At 65.7% G+C, this 18,743-nt stretch carries 17 protein-coding genes; 13 read left to right on the top strand and 4 right to left on the bottom strand.

Annotated features, from left to right (window positions below; translation table 11 throughout):
* Positions 1-15: 15 nt before the first annotated feature.
* The 4 genes from VEK15_19860 to VEK15_19845 form a co-directional block, all read right to left on the bottom strand.
* Complete coding sequence (locus tag VEK15_19860; protein ID HXV62965.1) at positions 16-1,344, bottom strand: cytochrome c; 1,329 nt, start codon at positions 1,342-1,344, stop codon at positions 16-18.
* A 288-nt stretch (positions 1,345-1,632) separates the two neighbouring features.
* Positions 1,633-2,562, bottom strand: coding sequence for a glycosyltransferase family 2 protein (locus tag VEK15_19855; GenBank protein ID HXV62964.1), 930 nt, complete (start codon positions 2,560-2,562; stop codon positions 1,633-1,635).
* The gene (locus tag VEK15_19850; protein ID HXV62963.1) at positions 2,559-3,566 is read right to left on the bottom strand and encodes a glycosyltransferase family 2 protein; all 1,008 of its coding nucleotides are present in this window, start codon (positions 3,564-3,566) and stop codon (positions 2,559-2,561) included. Before VEK15_19850 ends, VEK15_19855 begins: the two co-directional genes overlap by 4 nt.
* Positions 3,567-3,568: 2 nt before the next feature.
* Positions 3,569-4,642, bottom strand: a complete 1,074-nt coding sequence (locus tag VEK15_19845) for a DUF933 domain-containing protein (GenBank protein ID HXV62962.1) — start codon at positions 4,640-4,642, stop codon at positions 3,569-3,571.
* Positions 4,643-4,856: 214 nt separating this feature from the next.
* Between VEK15_19845 and VEK15_19840 the strand changes: the two genes are divergently transcribed.
* The 13 genes from VEK15_19840 to VEK15_19780 all read left to right on the top strand — a co-directional run.
* On the top strand, positions 4,857-5,297 hold the full coding sequence (locus VEK15_19840) for a division/cell wall cluster transcriptional repressor MraZ (GenBank protein ID HXV62961.1): 441 nt from the start codon (positions 4,857-4,859) through the stop codon (positions 5,295-5,297).
* 2 nt (positions 5,298-5,299) lie between these two features.
* Positions 5,300-6,223, top strand: a complete 924-nt coding sequence (gene rsmH, locus VEK15_19835; GenBank protein HXV62960.1) for a 16S rRNA (cytosine(1402)-N(4))-methyltransferase RsmH — start codon at positions 5,300-5,302, stop codon at positions 6,221-6,223.
* Entirely contained in the window at positions 6,213-6,569 is a 357-nt protein-coding gene (locus VEK15_19830) for a cell division protein FtsL (protein ID HXV62959.1), read from the top strand. Before rsmH ends, VEK15_19830 begins: the two co-directional genes overlap by 11 nt.
* A complete protein-coding gene (locus VEK15_19825; protein ID HXV62958.1) occupies positions 6,566-8,608 on the top strand; it encodes a penicillin-binding transpeptidase domain-containing protein in 2,043 nt (680 codons plus the stop codon). Before VEK15_19830 ends, VEK15_19825 begins: the two co-directional genes overlap by 4 nt.
* Entirely contained in the window at positions 8,608-10,122 is a 1,515-nt protein-coding gene (locus tag VEK15_19820; protein HXV62957.1) for a UDP-N-acetylmuramoyl-L-alanyl-D-glutamate--2,6-diaminopimelate ligase, read from the top strand. The genes VEK15_19825 and VEK15_19820 overlap by 1 nt, the downstream gene beginning before the upstream one ends.
* Complete coding sequence (murF, locus tag VEK15_19815) at positions 10,119-11,507, top strand: UDP-N-acetylmuramoyl-tripeptide--D-alanyl-D-alanine ligase (GenBank protein ID HXV62956.1); 1,389 nt, start codon at positions 10,119-10,121, stop codon at positions 11,505-11,507. Before VEK15_19820 ends, murF begins: the two co-directional genes overlap by 4 nt.
* Positions 11,504-12,589 carry a phospho-N-acetylmuramoyl-pentapeptide-transferase gene (gene mraY / locus VEK15_19810; protein HXV62955.1) on the top strand — a complete coding sequence of 362 codons (1,086 nt, stop codon included), beginning with the start codon at positions 11,504-11,506 and terminating at the stop codon, positions 12,587-12,589. The genes murF and mraY overlap by 4 nt, the downstream gene beginning before the upstream one ends.
* A gap of 23 nt (positions 12,590-12,612) precedes the next feature.
* Complete coding sequence (gene murD / locus VEK15_19805) at positions 12,613-13,983, top strand: UDP-N-acetylmuramoyl-L-alanine--D-glutamate ligase (protein ID HXV62954.1); 1,371 nt, start codon at positions 12,613-12,615, stop codon at positions 13,981-13,983.
* Positions 13,984-13,986: 3 nt separating this feature from the next.
* Positions 13,987-15,078 carry a putative lipid II flippase FtsW gene (gene ftsW / locus VEK15_19800; GenBank protein HXV62953.1) on the top strand — a complete coding sequence of 364 codons (1,092 nt, stop codon included), beginning with the start codon at positions 13,987-13,989 and terminating at the stop codon, positions 15,076-15,078.
* Between the two features lie 3 nt (positions 15,079-15,081).
* A complete protein-coding gene (gene murG / locus VEK15_19795) occupies positions 15,082-16,173 on the top strand; it encodes an undecaprenyldiphospho-muramoylpentapeptide beta-N-acetylglucosaminyltransferase (GenBank protein HXV62952.1) in 1,092 nt (363 codons plus the stop codon).
* A complete protein-coding gene (gene murC, locus VEK15_19790) occupies positions 16,170-17,561 on the top strand; it encodes a UDP-N-acetylmuramate--L-alanine ligase (GenBank protein ID HXV62951.1) in 1,392 nt (463 codons plus the stop codon). The genes murG and murC overlap by 4 nt, the downstream gene beginning before the upstream one ends.
* Positions 17,545-18,459 (top strand): UDP-N-acetylmuramate dehydrogenase, encoded by a 915-nt coding sequence (murB, locus tag VEK15_19785; GenBank protein HXV62950.1) that lies wholly within the window; start codon positions 17,545-17,547, stop codon positions 18,457-18,459. The genes murC and murB overlap by 17 nt, the downstream gene beginning before the upstream one ends.
* On the top strand, positions 18,450-18,743 hold a 294-nt coding region (locus tag VEK15_19780), incomplete at its 3' end, for an FtsQ-type POTRA domain-containing protein (protein HXV62949.1). The genes murB and VEK15_19780, both read left to right, overlap by 10 nt.

Raw genomic sequence — 18,743 nt, 5'->3', positions numbered from 1 at the left:
GAAGGAGATCGGGCGCTACGGCTGCAGATCCGTGGCGGTCGGCGGCATGTTCTTCCTCGCTTCGAGCTCCGTCTCGTAGTCCTCGTCGCTCATGTAGGTGATGTTCACCCAGGCGTGCGCCATCTCGTCCACCGTACGGTCTCCCCAGCCGACCCATTGAGTCGGGTCGGGGTTCGACCGGTTCGCCGCGGTGTTGTCGTGCCATGCGGTGAAGTTGAGGATCGTGCCTCGGGGCAAGAGCGGCGCCACATGGTCGGCGTAGACGTAGTTGTTGTGCCAGTTGAACTGGAAGTTGTCCACGTGGCTCAGGATGCGCCTTTCCCCGTTCGGAAGCACCGCTTCCATCGACATCGCCTTTCCCCGAAGGTGCATGTGCGGCTGATAGTTCTCGACGCGTCCCGCCTGCTTCATGACGTGGAAGCCCTGATGTACGGAGACGGTGTTCGGGGGAATGTCGAGGCCCTTCGAGCCTCCGTTGATCGCGTGGAACAGGCCGAGGACCTGGCGGTACTTGGGTGTCTCGCCCTCGGGATAGAAGTAGATGGCCAGCTGCGCCTGGCTCGTGATCTCCTCCCCCACGGCATGGTAATGGATGTCCCATGCGATCTTCGATCCGGGGAGCATCAGCTTGCCGCTGTTCGGTCGCATGAGCTCGCCTTGTTTTCCAACCGCCCACTCCATGAACAGCCCGGGACCGATGTCCTCCGCGTCGTTGGTGCGGTCGGTCTGCGGCTCTTCTTGCTGCAGCCGGGCGAGTGCGTGGTGAGTGATCCGTCTTCCCTCGACCGGGTCGGGCCGAATCTCGATCGCGCGCACCCAGCGCGGCTCGGTCAGGCCCGTTTCCACCACCGGTCGATACCACACGTCCTGTGCCTGCGCCGGCATCGTGTAGGCGGGCGACTCGATGATCAGGTCCGGCTCGTCGAAGAGCGGAGCGAACATCCACCCGTCGTGCTCCGGCCAGCTGACGGGAGGCGGCAAGTCGTTCGGGTCACCCTTGGGAGCGCCCGAGTCGACCCACTTCACGATCGTCGCGACTTGATCGTCGCTGAGCGACCGATCGTTCTTGAACTCCTGGATGCCGACGGTCTTGTCGATGTGCCATGGCGGCATGTAGCGCGATACCACCGCCTCTTCGATCGCTCTGGCCCAGGGGCGGATCTCTTCATAGCTCACGAGCGACATGGGCGCGATCGAGCCGTCGCGGTGGCACGACTCGCATTTTTGCTGAAAAATCGGGGCGATATCCTTCGTGAACGTGACGCGTTGCTCGGATGCTTGGGCGAAGACTCCCACGACGAGGAGACCGACGAACGCCACGACGAGTGAGCGCATCTCTCTCATGACTGGCTCCCTTCCCCGGCTCTGCCGCCGCCCGGTCAATCAGGGCAGCACGCCGCCAGGCTCAACCATAAACGATGACGAGGGGGGAAAACAACTGGAGTGCAGCAATGCCATGGCGGGACCCGTTAATCGATCGGGCCGCCACGGCTCGGGCTGCTTACGGCGCGGCAGGCGCGCCGGGCTCCCGCCTGCGCCCTTCGGGCTTCGGCGCGGTTTCGACGTAGCCTTGGCGAAGTCGAACGCTCCGCTCGCGCAGGCTGGACTGTACTCTTTCATCAGCCTGCTAGGCTACCGGTCGCGGTTCTCGAATCGCAGCGCCGCGATCTGCTCCGACAGGAGCCCGAACACGAACAGCACCGCCGAGAACACGATCAGAAGAACCGAGGTGTCGGTGATGTCGGTCGCGGTCGCGATGGTGTAGGCCATGTAGCCGATGCCGGCGAGGAAGAAGAACAAGGCGATCGGAACGATCACCCGAAGCGGGCTGAAGAGAGTGACGATCCGGAGGATGATCATCACGAAGCGCCACACTTCCCGGAAGGGACGCATCTTGCTCGTCGAGCGTCGGTCTCTCTTCTTTCCCTCGATGGGGACGAAGGCGACGTTATAGCCCGCTTTGAGGAAGGCGAGGGTGCTCGTCGACGGATAGCTGAACCCGTTGGGGAGCAGATGCAGGAACTCGCGGAACCGATCCCGGCGCGCCGCGCGGAAGCCCGACGTCAGGTCGTCGATTCGGAAACCCGCGAGCATCGAGGCGAACCGGTTGAGGGCCGCGTTTCCCAGAGCCCGGGAGAAGCTGGCCTGCCCCCGGTAGGAGCGCGCGCCCACCACGAGATCGTGCTCGTCGAGCTTCGCGAGGAGAGCGGGAATCGATCCCGGCGGGTGCTGGCCGTCGGCGTCGATGAGCAGGATGAACTCCCCGCTCGCGGCTCGCACCGCGGTCTTGACCGCGGCGCCGTTGCCCTTGTTGTAGGGGTGGCGGATCACCGTGGCCCCCGCCGCCGCGGCCCGATTTCCCGTCTCGTCCTTCGAGCCGTCGTCCACGACGAGGATCTCTTTCCAGGGTCCGAGGGCTCCGATCTCACCCAGGAGCTCGCCGATGGCGACCTCCTCCCTGAACGCGGGCACGAGAACGCTGGTTCGTCGGGTGATGCCCGCGGTGCCGGCCGCGGCCTTCTTGCGGCGCGACGAGGGCGCGTCTTCCATCACCACGCTCACCTCTTCGAGCCCTCCCGCACCCGTGACTTCGCCGATGCGAGCTCGCCCGGGTGCTCTTCCATCTCGCTCACGCGGTCTTCGAGCAGCCGCTGGCGGTACAACACTTCCTCGAGAAGTCGTCTCACCGAGGCCATGATGTCCGACACCAGGCCGATCAGCAGGATCATGAAACCAATCGTCAGGAACCAGCCGGCGGCGATCACCGACTGCACGTGCCCCTGGCCTTCCCCGATCCACCAGAAGTAGAGATAGCGCAAGGCGGGAACGGCGCCCACGGCGAGAAAAACCGCGCCGATGTAGCTGAAGATCTTCAGCGGCTCGTACATCGCATAGATGCGCACGATGGTCGCCGCCGAGCGCTTCACGTAATCCCAGTTGTTTCGAATCAGGCGGCTCGGCCGGGTGGTTCTCGGCTCGATTGCAATCTGCGCGATGGCGAGCCTCTTCTTTCCCGCCTGGATGATGGTCTCGAGCGTGTAGGTGTAGTCGGAGACGAGGTTGAGGCGCTGGGCCGCGTCGCGGGTGAAAGCGCGAAAGCCGCTCGTGGTGTCGGGAACCTTCGTTCCCGACACCTGGCGAACGACCCAGCTTCCGAGGCTCTGGAGCCTCTTCTTGGAGGTCGAAAAATGCGCGACGTCGCTCACCTGCCGGTCGCCGATCACGATGTCCGCTTCACCCCTCAAGATGGGGGCGACGAGTCGAGGGATATCGGCGCCGGGATACTGGTTGTCGGCATCGGTATTGACGATGATGTCGGCCCCGAGCCCGAGCGCCGCGTCGATCCCCGTCTTGAAGCTTGCCGCGAGCCCCCGGCTCCTCGATGACCGCAGGACGTGCTCGACCCCGCACCGGTGGGCCAGGTCCGACGTTTCGTCAGTCGAGCCGTCGTCGATCACCAGGATCTCCACGGTGTCGACGCCCTCGATGGTGCGCGGAATTTCCGCGAGCGTCGCCGGCAGCGTCTCCGCTTCGTTGAGACAGGGAATCTGCACGATGAGCTTCATGGTCAAACGTTGAAACGAAACAGGACCACGTCGGCCTCGGCGATGGGATACTCCTTGCCTTCCAGCCGGAGAAGCCCCTTGTCGCGGCAGGCGCTCCACGAGCCCTCGCGCACGAGGATGCCATAAGGAACGACCTCGGCGCGAATGAAGCCGCGCGCCATGTCGCTGTGGATCGCCCCCGCGGCCTCGACCGCCTTGGTGTTACGGGGAACGACCCAGGCGCGCGACTCCGGATCCCCCGCGGTGTAGAACGTAACGAGCTTCATGAGCTCGAAGGTCGAGCGGACGATTCGCGCCACAACACTTTCGTTCAAGCCCATATCGTTACGAAACGCCGTGGCCTCGTCGGCGGAAAGCTCGGCCAGCTCGGCCTCGATTTTGGCGGAAACGCCGACAAAAGCAAAACTTCCTTCTGCCTGGAATCGCGAAAGCCCCATCCGGTCGGGGAGGTCGCTGGTCGCGGCTTCGTTCTCGCCCACGTTCACGACGACGAGCATGGGCTTTGCGGTGAGAAGGGCGTAGCCCCGGAGCGCGTCGAGCTCCTCGTGGGCGAGCGAGGTCCTTAGCGATCGGCCCTCGGCGAGTGCGTCTCGGGCCCTCTGGAGAAGGGGAATCTCGCCCGCGTCACCCTTCCGGCCCTTCTTCACGTCGGCCTCGATCCGCTCGAGCCGTCTCTCGACCACGCCGAGATCCGAGAGCGTCAGCTCGAGCTCGAGGACCTCGAGATCGCGAACTGGATCCACCGAGCCCTCGGGATGCGGTACCGACGGGTCCTCGAAGGCGCGAACGACGTGAACCAGGACATCGACCGCCCTGAGGCTCGAAAGGTCGATCTTGTCCCGACGATCTTTCGCGAGGCTCGGGATGAGAACTAGCTCGATGGTCGCGTAGGTCGTCTTTCGCGAGTCGTGGATCCGAGTGAGCACCGGAAGCTTGTCGTCGGGGACTTTCAGAACGCCGTACTGTTCCTCTCGACCCGTGCCCGTGCCCGCGGCTCGGGTCAGGAGACGGAACAGCGTGCGTTTCCCCACACCCTCGAGCCCGATGATGCCAGCCTTCATGGAAGCATCGGGCATCTTACTACGGACGCGAGAGCGGGCTCCCGAAGCATCGGTTCGTAGGCTTTTTACTACACAAGATCTTGTGGTCTTGATTCCGTTAAATGCACCTTGACAGGGAGGTTGTGGCTATCTTAGGATGCCGGTGGATCAAAGTGGAGTAAAGTGGTCTAGGCTCTACCTGACAACATCTCTCGGAGCAAGAAAGTGCCGGGAGTGAGGGGAGGTCTCATTGCTCCGCGGTAATCATCCCGCGCGGGTCGATGAAAAGGGAAGGCTGAAGGTTCCCGTTGGCTTTTTACAGCTCATCGAGACCAATTACGGCCTGGACGTTTTCGTGACGTCTCTTTCGGGAGACAACGTTCGGATCTATCCGATGGATGTTTGGACCGAGTTCGAGAGGCGGTTGAAAAGCATGCCGGACTTCCATCCGACCAAGGTGAAGCTGCTCAAGCGGGTGCATTTCTACGGCCAGGCGTCATCACTCGACCGCCAGGGTCGGCTGCTCATCCCGCAGCAGCTGCGAGAGCCGGCCCAGATGAATGGGACGGTGGACGTGCTCGGCATGCATGACCATCTCGAGGTGTGGAATCACGACTATCTGGCGGAGCAGCTCCAGCAAGAGCCCTTCACCGTGGACGACCACCGAGCGCTCACCGAGTACGACATTTGATCATGTCGGTGGCACTCATGACGGAATCCGAGCCGAGCTCAGCGGGCCACGTGCCCGTTCTTCTTGCCGAGGCCGTCGACTTCCTCGCGCCGAGAGACGGCGGGGTGTACGTGGATGCGACGTTCGGCGGCGGTGGCTATTCCGAAGCGATCCTCCGTCGCTCTTCCCCCGGAGGAAGGGTCATCGCGCTCGATCGCGATCGGGCCGCGCTTCGACGAGGCGATGCCATGGTCGCCGAGCACTCGGGGAGGCTCGAGCTCGTGTGGGGCTCGTTCGCGGATCTGTGCCCGCACCTCGACGGCCTCGGTGTGGCCTCGGTCGACGGCATCGTGGCCGATCTGGGGCTATCGAGCCTTCAGCTCGACGACCCGGGCCGAGGATTCTCTTTCTCCCGTGACGGTGCCCTCGACATGCGTTTCGATCGCTCGCGAGGGCCGAGCGCGGCGGATCTCGTCAACCGCTCGTCGGAGTCCGAGCTCGCCGATATCCTCTACCACTACGGCGAGGAGCGCCGCGCACGGGCGATCGCGAAGCGGATCGCCGCCTCGCGGCCGATCGGAACGACGCGAGAGCTCAGAGGGGCGGTGGTGGCGGTGACCGGGCCGAAGCGGCACGGCATCGATCCGGCCACGCGCACGTTTCAAGCTTTGCGCATCGCGGTGAACGACGAGCTGCGCGCTCTCGATTCGCTGCTGCGCGAGGGGCCCGAACGGCTCGCGGCGGGAGGACGGTTGATCGTGGTGTCCTACCACTCGCTCGAAGACCGCGCGGTGAAACGTGCTTTTCGGGAGCGGGCGAGGCCGGCGGGAAGCGCCTATCGCATTCTCACCAAGAAGCCGGTCATCGCCGGCGCCGAGGAAGTCGATGAGAATCCGAGAGCGAGGAGCGCCAAGCTCCGGGTTCTGGAGCGCGTCGATGAAACGTGAAACGTTCTCGATGACGCGGGCGGTTCGGAACGAGCGGCTCGTGCGCGAGCTCGACCGCAAGCGCCACCGCGACCTGTTCATGGTGGTCATGACCGCTCTGGTGCTGACCGTGGCCGTCATCGTCTACGCCTGGCCCCATTTCGAGATGATTCGGCTCGGTTACCAAATGGAGGAGCTCCGCCAGGTGCGTGAGGAGCTCGTCGAGCGTAAGCGGCATCTCGAGCTGCAGCTGGCCACCGAGGAAGATCCCGAACGGATCGATCGCATCGCTCGCGAAGAGCTCGGCATGATTTACCCCGACGGAGACCACGTCCTGGTTCTCGAGCCCATGGAGTCCCCACGGTGACCGACGGCAAATCGCTTACTCGTGTTCAGGTCCGGCTCGTGCTCCTCGGATTGTGCACTTCGCTCGGATTTCTCGCCATCTCCGCGAGGCTCGCCTATCTCACGATCGTGGCGCGCGACTCTCTTCGGGAGAAGGGAGCGATGCAGCACCAGCAGACGCTGAAGCTGGATCCGAGACGGGGGAGCATCCTCGATCGAAACGGTCACGCGCTCGCGACCAGCGTGGAGGTCGAATCGATCTACGCCGTCCCCCGCGCGTTCTCCCCCGAGCAGGTCTCTCAGGCATCCCGAGCGCTCGGCGAGTGTCTCGACGCGCCGCCGCGACGGGTCGCCTCCCGGCTCGAGGGCGGCAAGAGCTTCGTCTGGATCGAGCGGAAGGCCACCGCGGACAAGGCGCAATGTGTCCGCGAGCTGAACCTCGCGGGAACGGGGTTCGTCCCCGAGAGCCAGAGGTTCTACCCCAAGAGGCGTCTCGCCTCTCAGGTCCTGGGCTACGTGGGAATGGACAACGAGGGAATGGCAGGGGTCGAGTACGCTCTCGACGACGAGATCCAGGGAGAGCCGGGCCGGCGCATCATCTGGATCGATGCGCTCCGACGCCGGGCGGCGAGCCGGGTCGAGGAGGGCGCCGTACCGGGCCACTCCGTCTATCTGACGCTCGACGAGAACCTGCAATACATCGCCGAGACCGAGATCACCGCCGCGGTCGAGGAAAGCCGCTCGGCGAGCGGCATCGCCATCCTGATGAGGCCGAGAACGGGAGAAGTGCTGGCGATGGCGGCCTGGCCGAGCTTCAACCCGAACCGCTATGCCGATTTTCCCGCGAGCCATTGGCGAAACCGCGCGGTGACCGACGTCTACGAGCCCGGCTCGACGTTCAAGATCATCGGCGCCGCGGCCGCACTCGAGGAAGGGGTCGTGACCGAGGACGAGCGAATCGATTGCGGTTCCGGCTCGATCCAGATCGCGAATCGCATCATCGGAGACCATCGCCCGTTCGACGTCCTGACCTTTCGCGAAGTGATCGAGAAATCGAGCAACATCGGGATGATTCGGATCGGCCAGCGGCTGGGCAAGGAGCGGTTCGAGTCCTACATCCGCGCATTCGGATTCGGCGAGCCCACCGGCGTGGAGCTTCCCGCGGAAAGCCGCGGCATCCTCCGGCCGTCGTCGCGCTGGGGGGCGGCGTCGCTCGCCTCGATCGCCTTCGGCCAGGAGATCTCGGTGACTCCGCTCCAGATGGTTGCGGCGGTGAACGTCGTGGCGAACCGCGGTCTCTTGATGCGTCCGACGCTCTTGCTCGGCCGAGACCGTCCCGACGGCACGTTTCAGGAGAGCCTTGCCCCCCAGCCGGTTCGTCGTGTCATCAGCGAAGAGACGGCGCGGCATCTGACCTCGTTTCTCGAGGGTGTGGTCGAGCGCGGAACGGGACGGAGAGCCGCGGTGGCCGGCTTCCGGGTGGCGGGCAAGACGGGAACGGCGCAGAAGGCGATTCGCGGCGGCTATTCGAAAACGGACTACATCGCTTCTTTCGCCGGCTTCGCTCCGGCGGAGGATCCCGAGTTAACCGCGCTGGTCATTCTCGACTCGCCCGACGGAGATCACTCCGGCTCGCGAGCGGCCGCGGTGTTCGGCCGGATCATCGAGCGCTCGCTCCGTTACCTGGGCGTCCCCCGGGACGACGAGACGCTGGTGCGACTCGCCACAGTTTGGCCACAAACCCGGCCTATGCTCGACGGAGAAACGAAGGTGATCGGCGTCTCGGGGCGGGTCGAGGAGGTTCCCGACGTCATCGGATTGCCGGCGCGCGACGCGCTCGCTCGCTTCGTCACCTTGGGCCTCGTGCCCGTCATCGAGGGTTCGGGATTCGTGGTCGAGCAGCACCCGCTCGCGGGTGCGACCGCCGCCGCGGGAGAGCGAGCCCGACTGGTCCTGGGCGTTCGCCCGGTCGAGGGGCGCGAGCTTTATGGCGTGCCGCCCGCTCGCGATCAACGCGTGGCGAGCGTGCACCGGGAGACTTTCGGTCCGAGCCCGGAGTGATGGCTGTGACGACTGCCAGAGCGGGAAGCGCGACGGACGCCGCCGGCAACGCATCGACCGGCGCGAACTTGACGGCGCTCCTCCGCCTCATTCCGCTCTCGAGCGTTACCGGCCCGCGCGAGAGACTCATCAAGAGCGTGAGCGTGGACTCGCGCGAGGTCGGGCCCGGCGGGCTGTTCGTCGCGATCCGCGGCGAGAAAGCCGACGGAAACCGGTTCGTCGATGATGCTGTGTCGCGGGGAGCGGTCGCCGTCGTGAGCGAGATGCCCGCGTCCGATTCCTCGGCCACCTGGGTCCAGACGCCGGAGCCCCGGAAAGTCGTGGGGGTGCTCGCCGCCGCGGTCCAGGGGAATCCGTCGACGAAGATGAACCTCGTCGGTGTCACCGGGACCAACGGAAAGACCACGACGGCATTCCTCGTGGATGGCCTCCTCGACCGGCTCGCCCCGCCGTCGGCGATGCTGGGTACGGTGGTGAGGAAGATCGGGGAGCGCAGCGAGCCCGCCCGATACACGACGCCCGAGGCGCCCGCGATCCAGAAGTTTCTCGCCGAGGCCCTGGCCTCCGGTTCGGGCTACGGCGTGCTGGAAGTCTCCTCTCATGGACTCGCGCTTCACCGGCTCGAGGGCACGGAGTTTCTCGTCACCGTGTTCACCAATCTCTCCCGTGACCATCTCGATTTTCACCGAGACATGGAGGATTATTTTCGCACGAAACGGCTCCTGTTCACGCGGTACGTTCGCGCCGGGGCGACCGCGGTCGTCTCGATCGACGACGCCTACGGAGAAAGACTCGCGGCGGAGCTCGGGACGAGCGCCGTCACCTTTGGCCTCGCGGCCACCGCCGATCTCTCGGTGTCGCAGGTCGAAGCCTCGCTCGAGGGCATCCGGTTCCAGTGCCGCGAGGGCGAGAGGACGTTCGAAATTCGAAGCCCCCTTCTCGGTCGTTACAACGCGCTCAATCTCGTCGCCGCTCTTGCCGCCGTTCGGGCGCTCGGTTTCGAGCACGAGGCGATCGTCGAGGCCCTCGAGACGGTGTCCGGGGCCCCGGGTCGCTTCGAGCGGGTTCTCGTCGACCGGCCGTTCGACGTCATCGTCGACTACGCACACACCGACGACGCCTTGAGAAAGCTGCTCGAAGCGGCGAGACCCCTCACGAGAAACCAGCTCATCGTCGTCTTCGGCTGCGGAGGGGAGCGAGATCGGACGAAGAGGCCCCTGATGGGTGATGTGGCTTCACGCCTCGCCGACCGGGTCGTTCTTACCTCCGACAATCCCCGGGGCGAGAATCCCGAAGCCATCCTGCGCGAGATTCAGCTCGGCGTGAAAGAGGCGCCGGTTCGGGTCGAGGTCGACCGGAGAAAGGCGATCGAGCTGGCGCTGGGCGAAGCACGGCCCGGCGACGTCGTGATGATCGCGGGCAAGGGCCACGAGCCCTATCAGATCGTGGGAGATCGCGTTCTGCCGTTCGACGATCGCGAGGTGGTACGCGAGATCGGAGGCGCGTCTCCGTGAGGTTGTCCGCAGGAGAAGTGGCGAAGCTCGTGGCCGGCTCGATCGCGAGCGGGGATCCCAACGCCCCGGTCGAGGGGGTTTCCATCGACAGCCGGCGCGTCGAGCCCGGCCAGCTCTTTTTCGCCATCGTCGGCCCGAGGCATGACGGCCACGACTTCGTTTCTCAGGCCATCGCCCGCGGGGCTTGCGGCATCGTCGCCTCGTCGGACGTTATCGTTGGCGCCGACGCCTTTGTCGTCCGTGTCGCCGACACCACGCGCGCCCTTCAAGATCTGGCCGCCGCGATCCGGGACCGTGCCGGGGTTCAGGTCGTTGCGATCACCGGGAGCATGGGCAAGACCACGACCAAGGATGCCGCGGCCGCCGCCATCGCCACCCGGCACCGCGTGCTCAAATCCGAGGGGAACCTCAACAACCACTACGGCCTGCCGCTGTCGCTCCTGAGGCTTGGCGAGGAGTCGGTCGCCGTGCTCGAGATGGGCATGTCCGCGCCGGGAGAGATCGCGCGGCTCTGCGAGATCGCGAAGCCCGACGTCTCGGTTCTGACGAACGTCGCCGAGGCCCACCTGGAGTTCTTCGGAACCGTGGAGGCCATCGCCGAGGCGAAGGGCGAGATCTTCGTCGGGCTAAAGGCGGAGGGCGTTGCCGTGGTGAATGCCGACGATCCCCTCGTTCTCGAGCAGGCGAAGAAATTCTCGGGACGGGAGATCCGATTCGGCCTGAGCGACGACGCCGACGTCCGCGGCCGTGTCGCCTCGGCGTCGAGCGCCGGAGTACGATTCACCGTCGAGCGGGGGCGGGACCGGGTGGAGGTCTCTTCCCCTCTTCCCGGACGTCACAACGTGTACAACCTTCTCGCCGGTCTCGCCGCCGCCAGTGCCCTCGACGTGCCGATCGCGACTGCCGCCCGCGGGCTAAAGGAGCTTTCACCCGCTCATCATCGCGGTGAGCGGCTCGAGCTAGCGGGCGGCGTCGTCGTGATCGACGAGACCTACAACTCGAACCCCCGCGCGCTTCGCGCCGCCCTCGATCTCCTCTCTACCGAGCCGGGCCGCCGACACCTCGCGGTGATCGGCGACATGCTCGAGCTCGGCGGAGCGGCCGAGGAGCTTCACCGCCGGGCGGGTAGAGATGCGGCGAGCCGGGGCGTCGACGTGCTCATCGCCGTGGGCGGGCTCGCGGACTCGGTCCTCGAAGGGGCGAAGGACGCGGGAATCAAAGCCGTGCGCCTCGACGCGGTTCGCAGCGCGGAAGAAGCGGGAGCGCTCGTCAAAGGGCTGCTCCGCGAAGGTGACGTCGTTTTGTTCAAGGGCTCGCGCGGCGTCGGGCTCGAGAGGGCGGTCGAGATCGTGCGAGCGGGCCGGGCGGAAGGGGAGAGCGCGTGATCTATCACCTTCTCTACCCCCTCCACGAAGACTACAGCTTCTTCAACGTCTTTCGCTACGTCACGTTTCGCACGGCCTCCGCCACGTTGACGGCCCTCGCCATCTCGTTCGTGATGGGCCCGTGGCTCATCCGAAGGCTCCGGCGGTTCCAGATCGGCCAGCACGTCCGTCAGGAAGGTCCCGAGACCCACCGTTCCAAGGCGGGCACTCCCACGATGGGCGGCCTGCTCATTCTCGCGGCGATGATCGCGCCGACGCTTCTCTGGGCGAACCTGACCAACGTCTTCGTATGGATGGCGCTGGGGACGACGGTCGCGTTCGGCTTGATCGGTTTCTTCGACGATTACTTGAAGATCGTCCGCCGCCACTCGACCGGGCTCTCACCCCGTGCCAAGCTCGTGCTGCAAACCGGCTCGGCGCTCGTCGTCGCCCTGCTGCTGCACGACATGTCGGGCCACGGCGATTACAGCACCGAGCTCCTGTTTCCCTTCTTCAAGCAGCTCCGGCCCAACCTCGAGTGGTACTTCGTTCCCTTCGCCATCGTGGTCATCGTCGGCGCATCGAACGCCGTCAACCTGACCGACGGTCTCGACGGTCTGGCCATCGGAACGGTGCTCATCGCCGCGGGCGCCTACACCGTGCTCACTTATGTGACCGGGCATGCGCAGTTCTCCTCCTATCTCGATCTGATTCACATCCCTCGCATCTGGGAGCTCACGATCTTCTGCGGTGCCATGATCGGCGCGAGCCTCGGTTTTCTCTGGTTCAATTCTTACCCGGCGCAGATCTTCATGGGAGACGTCGGCTCGCTCGCGCTGGGAAGCGCCATCGGCACCGTGGCCCTGCTCATCAAGCAGGAGCTCCTCCTGGTGCTCGTGGGGGGCGTCTTCGTCATCGAGGCCGCGTCGGTCATTCTCCAGGTCGGGTCGTTCAAGCTCACGGGAAAACGCGTGTTTCGAATGGCTCCTCTTCATCATCATTTCGAGCTCGCCGGATGGAGCGAGCCCAAGGTCATCATTCGGTTCTGGATCCTCGGGCTCATGTTCGCTCTCGCGAGCTTGACGACGTTGAAGCTGAGGTGAAGGGCGCGAAATAGTGGAAGTCCATGAAAGAGGATTACCGGGCCCGGCGAGTGCTGGTCGTGGGACTCGGGCGAAGCGGTCTGGCGGTATGCCGCTTTCTCGCGCCCGCAGCGGCGCGAGTGGTGGCCAACGATCAGAGACCCCGGGAGGAGCTACCCGCCGACGTGGCATCGCTCGAGCGGATGGGGGTTGTCCTCGTCACCGGTTCGCATCCGCCGGAGCTCGTCGACGAGGCGGACCTGGTCGTCCTCAGCCCCGGCGTACCGACGACTCTGCCCCTGGTCGAACGGGCCCGTGCCCGCGAGATCCCGGTGTGGGGCGAGCTCGAGGTCGGCTTCCGGGAGGTCGAGGGAACGGTCCTGGCGGTGACCGGTACCAAGGGGAAGTCCACGACCGCGACCTTGCTCCAATCGATGCTCCAGTCCACGGGGAGGAACGTTCGCCTCGCGGGAAACATTGGCTCACCCCTCGTCGAAGAGCTCGAGGGCGCTTCGAAGGAGACGGCGTTCGTCCTGGAGGTCTCGAGCTTCCAGCTGGAGACCATCGACCGGTTCCGTCCCAAAGTCGCCGTCCTCCTCGACGTGAGCCCGGATCACCTCGACTGGCACCCGACGTTTCGAGACTACTTGCGCGCCAAGGAACGCATTTTCGAAAACCAAACGGAGGAGGACCATGCGGTCGTCTATGGAGGCAACCGCTTCACGGTGGAAATGGCTAGACGCGCAAGACCGAAGAAACTCTACTTCGACCTCGAGTGTCTCGAGGACCTCACCCCTCACGTCCACGTGGAGGGGCCGTGGATCGTGATGCACGAGGATCACACGAAGACCCCCCTCGCCTCGCTCGCCGAGATGCAGGTTCCGGGAAGACACAATCGCTTGAACGCTCTCGCGGCATCGGCGGCGGCGGCCCTCGTCGGGGCCTCGGGAGTCGACGTCGGATACGCGCTCGAGCACTTCCACGGTCTTCCCCATGCGCTCGAGAAAGTGGCCGACATCGGCGGGGTGCGCTACTTCAACGACTCCAAGGCGACGAACGTCCAGGCGGTTCGCGCCGCTCTCGAGAGCTTCGACGGGCCGATCCTGCTGCTGCTCGGCGGCCGGCTCAAGGGCGGCGATCTCGGCGAGCTCCGAGATCACGTGGCACGTAAGGTGAAGCGGGTGCTGGCCATCGGTGAGAGCCGCTACCGGATCGGGGACGCGTTCTCCGACCTGGTGCCGGTCGAGATCTGCCGGAGCCTCGAATCGGCGGTCAAGAGGGCTCATCGCCGCGCCCGCCCGGGCGACGTCGTTCTCCTTTCCCCCGCCGGCTCGAGCTTCGACATGTTCCGGGACTACCGCGAGCGTGGCGAGAGATTCCGTGCCATCGTCGAGCGTCTAGCGGCCAGAGAGTGAGCCATGGCCGTCAAGCTCTCGCCCGACGCCACGCTGTTCAATACGACCATCTTTCTCGTGTCTTTCGGTCTGGTCATGATGTACAGCGCGTCGGCGGTGGTGGCCCACGACGCCCACCGGAGCTCGTATTTCTTTCTGGTGAAACAAGCGATGTCGGCCTCGGTGGGTCTCTTGCTCCTGCTCGCTCTCACCCGCTTCGACTACCGCCGGCTCCGTCACCCCGCGTTCGTCTATGGGCTGCTCGCGGTCACCGTGGCGCTTCTCGTCGCCGTGCTCGTGGGCCCGCCGGTGAAGAACGCCCATCGCTGGATCCGCGTGGGCCTTCTCTCGTTCCAACCCTCGGAGCTCGCCAAAGTCGCTCTCGTCGTCGCGCTCGCCTTTCAGCTCGAGCGGAGGCGGGAGCGGCTCGAGGACTTCTTCGCCGGATGGTTCCCCTCGCTTCTCACGATGGGGCTTCTCGCCTTCCTGGTGGTCATCGAGCCCGATTACGGAACGGCCTTCTGTCTCGTTCTCGTCGGTGCCTGTCTGCTGTTCGTCTCCGGAGTGCCGCTGCGCCAGCTGGCGACGCTGTTTCTCGTGGCGGCCCCCATCGTGTTGTGGCTCGCCGTGAGCGAGGAGTACCGCCGGGAGCGCCTTCTCATCTTTATCGATCCTTTCCGCGATCCCCTGGGAAAGGGGTTCCAGATCATCCAATCGCTGATCGCGTTCGGCTCGGGAGGTATCCTGGGCACCGGCTTCATGCGCAGTCAGCAGAAGCTCTTCTATCTGCCCGAGCCCCATACCGACTTCGTTTTCGCCGTCATTGGCGAGGAGCTCGGACTCCTGGGAGGCCTCGCGGTGCTCGCGGCCTTCGGGATCATTCTGTGGCGGGGCCTCGCCATCGCCCATCGAGCTCCGGACGGGTTCGGCTCGCTCCTCGCTTCGGGGCTCACCGTGCTCATCGCCGGCCAGGCGCTCCTCAACATCGGAGTCGCCACCGGGCTTCTTCCTACCACGGGAATCCCTCTGCCCTTCGTCTCGTCGGGGGGGACGTCGCTCGTGATGAGCATGGGGGCGGTCGGTCTCGTATTATCGGTGTCTCAACATGCGAGGTGAGGCTTGGGGCCGATCACGTTGCTCGTCGCCGCGGGAGGTACCGGCGGCCACCTCTATCCCGCCGTGGCCGTGGCCGAGCGGTTTCGCGACACCGTGCCGGAAAGCCGCGTGGTCTTCGTGGGAACGGAGCGCGGTCTCGAGTCCCGCATTGTCCCCGCCGCCGGCTTCCCCCTGGAGCTCATTCGCGCCGCGCCGCTTCGTGGCGGCTCGATTCCGAGAAAGTTGTCGGGTCTCTTCGGTCTCGCGACCGGCTGGCTCGACGCCCGACGGCTCCTTCGCCGCATCGAGCCGAGAGTCGTCATGGGGCTCGGAGCCTACGTCTCGGGGACGATGCTCCTCACCGCCGCTCTTCGCGGCATCCCGACGCTCGTCCTCGAGCCCAATGCCGTGCCCGGGCTCGCGAATCGCTGGCTCGCTCCGTTCGTCGACGAGGCGGCCTGCGCCTTTGCCGATACGACGCGCTTTTTCGGAAAGAAGGGCGTGGTGACGGGGAATCCCGTGCGCGAGTCCATCTTGGGCGTTCCCCCGCTTTCCCCTCAGATCTCGTCGACCATGAGGGTTCTCGTATTCGGAGGAAGCCAGGGGTCGGTGTTCTTGAACCGCACGATGACCGAAGCGGCGCCCCGGCTCGCCGCGGGCATCGCCGTCACCCATCAGACCGGAACCATGGATTTCGATGCGGTGAGGGAGGCCTATGCGGGCTCGAACGTGCGCGCGACCGTGTCCCCGTATATCGAGGACATGGCGCAGGCGTACGCGGAGGCGGACCTCGTCCTGGCGCGTGCCGGGGCGACGACCTGTGCCGAGCTCGCGGCCGCGGGCCGAGGCTCGCTCCTCGTGCCCCTGCCTCTCGCCGGCGGCCACCAGCAGGACAACGCCGAGATGATGGCGAAGGCGGGGGCGGCGCGCACCGTGCGTCAAGCCGAGCTGACTGCGGACCGGCTCGCGAGCGAGCTCGCGGGTCTTCTCTCGTCGCCCGAAGAGCGCGAGAGGATGGCCGCTCGAGCCCGATCGCTCGCGCGTCCGGACGCGGCCCGAAACGTCACCGAAAGGCTCGTTCGCCTCGTGCGCTCGCGAGAAGGAGTGCCCGAGTGACGGCCGCGCTCTTCTCCAAGCAGACGAAGGTCCATTTCGTCGGCATCGGTGGAATCGGCATGAGCGGCATCGCCGAAGTTCTGGTGAACCTGGGCTACGCGGTGAGCGGCTCGGATCTGAAGTCATCGGCATCGACCGAGCGGCTTCGCTCGCTCGGGGCCAGGGTGTACGCGGGCCACGGTCCGGGAAGAGTAGACCGCGCCGATGTCGTCGTCGTATCTTCCGCGGTCCGTCCCGACAACCCCGAGGTGGAGGAGGCCCGACGGCTCGCGATTCCGATCATCCCCCGCGCCGAGATGCTGGCCGAGCTCATGAGGCTGAAGTACGGGATCGCGGTCGCCGGCTCTCACGGCAAGACGACGACCACGTCCATGATCGCGGTGGTGCTCGATCGCGCCGGGCTCGACCCGACCATGGTCATCGGCGGCCGCATCACCGCCTTCGGCACGAACGCGAGGCTCGGAGGCTCCGATCTCATGGTGGTGGAAGCCGACGAGTCCGACCGGAGCTTTCTCCGTCTATCTCCCGTCGCCGCCGTCGTGACCGGCATCGACCGGGAGCACATGGAGGCCTATCGCGACGCGGCGGATCTGGAGGACGCGTTTCTCGATTTCGTTAACAAGGTGCCCTTCTACGGCGCCTCGGTCGTGTGTCTCGACGACGAGCGAGTCCAGGACATCCTTCCCCGGATCCGGAGGCGCTACGTGACCTACGGCTTCTCGGCTCAGGCGGACGTTTCCGCGGAAGACTTGAGGCTCGAGGGAGAGAGCTCGAGCTACCGGCTGAAGCTCGGGGGATCCCCCGAGGGCGAGGTGCGACTCCGCGTCCCCGGTCGGGTAAGCGTCGTCAACTCGCTCGCCGCGATCGGGATCGGGCGGGTGCTCGGCCTCGAGCTGGACCAGATTCGCTCGGGGCTCGAATCGTTCTCGGGAGTCGATCGGCGTTTTCAGGTCAAGGCCGATGCCGGCGGAATCCTCGTGGTGGACGATTACGGTCACCACCCGACGGAGATTCGCGCCGTCCTCCAGACCGCCAAGGAAAGCTTCGGTCGGCGTACGGTGGTCGTCTTTCAGCCGCATCGTTATTCCCGCGTCCGAGACCTCTTCGAGGACTTCTGTCACGCGTTTCACCAGGCGGACGTTCTCTTCGTGACCGAGATCTACGCGGCGGGCGAGGAGCCGATCGAATCGGTCAGCGGGGAGCGATTGGCACGGGGCATCGAGTCTCACGGTCATCGGAACGTCCGCTTCGTCGCCGAGCTCGACGACGTGCCGAAAATTCTCGCGGAGGAGCTGCGAGAGGGCGACCTGATGATGACTCTGGGGGCGGGCAGTGTGACGCTCCTTTCCGATCGAATGGCGGAGGTCGTATATGCGCGAGCACACTGAAAGCGCTCGGCGCACCGCCCAGAGTCTCGCGGCCGCGGGCATTCCCCACAAAGTGGAAGAGCCGCTCTCGCGCCATACGACGATCGGGCTCGGAGGGCCCGCGGAGCTCTTCGTTGAGCCCCGCTCCGTCGAGGAGATCGCCACCGTTCTCGAGATCGCCGCCGCGGAGGGAATGCCTCTTCGCGTTCTCGGCGCCGGCAGCAATCTGCTCGTCGACGGCGGCGGCGTTCGTGGGATGGTGCTCCATACCGGAGCTCTCGACTTCGTCCGGTTTCTGGAAGCGGGCCGGGTCGAGGCGGGCGCGGGAGTCCATTTTCCGACTCTGGTTCGGAGGACGGCCGCATCGGGTCTTCGCGGGCTCGAGGCGGGAGTGGGCATCCCCGGCTCGCTCGGCGGCGTGCTCACCATGAACGCCGGTGCCTACGACTTCTCCATCGGGCGCCACGTCGCGCAGGTCTCGGCGGTGTCCCCTCACCTTGGGCCCATGGTGCTGGCGCGCGAGGAGATCGACTTTCGCTACCGGGCCTCCTCCTTTGGTTCGGACCTCATCGTGGCCTCGGCGCTTCTGGCCCTCACGAAGGACGAGCCGGCCGCGATCAAGTCCGACCTCGATCGACACATGCGCTTTCGCAAGGAGACGCAGCCGGTGGGGGTCAAGAGCGCTGGATGCATCTTCAAGAACCCCGAGGGCGACTCCGCCGGACGGCTGATCGATTCGGTGGGGCTCAAGGGGTTCCGCGTCGGCGGAGCCCGCATCTCCGAGGTGCACGCGAACTTCATCGTCCACGACGGCGAGGCCTCGTCCGCCGACGTCTTCGGCCTCATCGACGCCGTGCGAGAGAAGGTCCTTCGCCACAGCCGGATCGCGCTCGAAGCGGAGGTGATGACGTGGAGCTGAGGAAGGGCGCGCCCGACGAGCATTTCCTTCGCGGGCAGAGGCGGAGGACGAGGCCGGCACGGAAACTGGGACGCGCCGGCGCGCGTCGGGTAGCGCTCCTGCTGGGGATCGCGAGTCTTCTGGGCGCCTTTGTTTGGGCGGCAGCGGCGATGAGCCGCGCTCCCGGGCTTTCGGTGCATCGCATCCGCGTCGAGGGAAACGAAAGGCTCTCCGACGGAGAGATCCTCGAGCTCCTGGAGCTCACGAGCCGCTCCAACATTCTCACGCTCGATCTCGAAGACGTC

This window comes from Vicinamibacteria bacterium (assembly GCA_035620555.1).
Classification (GTDB): Bacteria; Acidobacteriota; Vicinamibacteria; order Marinacidobacterales; family SMYC01; genus DASPGQ01.
This window is presented reverse-complemented; position numbering and strand designations above follow the sequence as displayed.

Excerpts from the sequence above, each read along its gene's own strand:
- rsmH (HXV62960.1), top strand. The coding sequence starts at position 5,300 with ATGTCGGTGGCACTCATGACGGAATCCGAGCCGAGCTCAGCGGGCCAC.
- murD (HXV62954.1), top strand. The coding sequence starts at position 12,613 with ATGAAAGAGGATTACCGGGCCCGGCGAGTGCTGGTCGTGGGACTCGGG.
- VEK15_19830 (HXV62959.1), top strand. The coding sequence starts at position 6,213 with ATGAAACGTGAAACGTTCTCGATGACGCGGGCGGTTCGGAACGAGCGG.
- ftsW (HXV62953.1), top strand. The coding sequence starts at position 13,987 with ATGGCCGTCAAGCTCTCGCCCGACGCCACGCTGTTCAATACGACCATC.
- VEK15_19850 (HXV62963.1), bottom strand. The coding sequence starts at position 3,566 with ATGAAGCTCATCGTGCAGATTCCCTGTCTCAACGAAGCGGAGACGCTG.
- VEK15_19820 (HXV62957.1), top strand. The coding sequence starts at position 8,608 with ATGGCTGTGACGACTGCCAGAGCGGGAAGCGCGACGGACGCCGCCGGC.
- VEK15_19845 (HXV62962.1), bottom strand. The coding sequence starts at position 4,642 with ATGCCCGATGCTTCCATGAAGGCTGGCATCATCGGGCTCGAGGGTGTG.
- murB (HXV62950.1), top strand. The coding sequence starts at position 17,545 with ATGCGCGAGCACACTGAAAGCGCTCGGCGCACCGCCCAGAGTCTCGCG.
- VEK15_19860 (HXV62965.1), bottom strand. The coding sequence starts at position 1,344 with ATGAGAGAGATGCGCTCACTCGTCGTGGCGTTCGTCGGTCTCCTCGTC.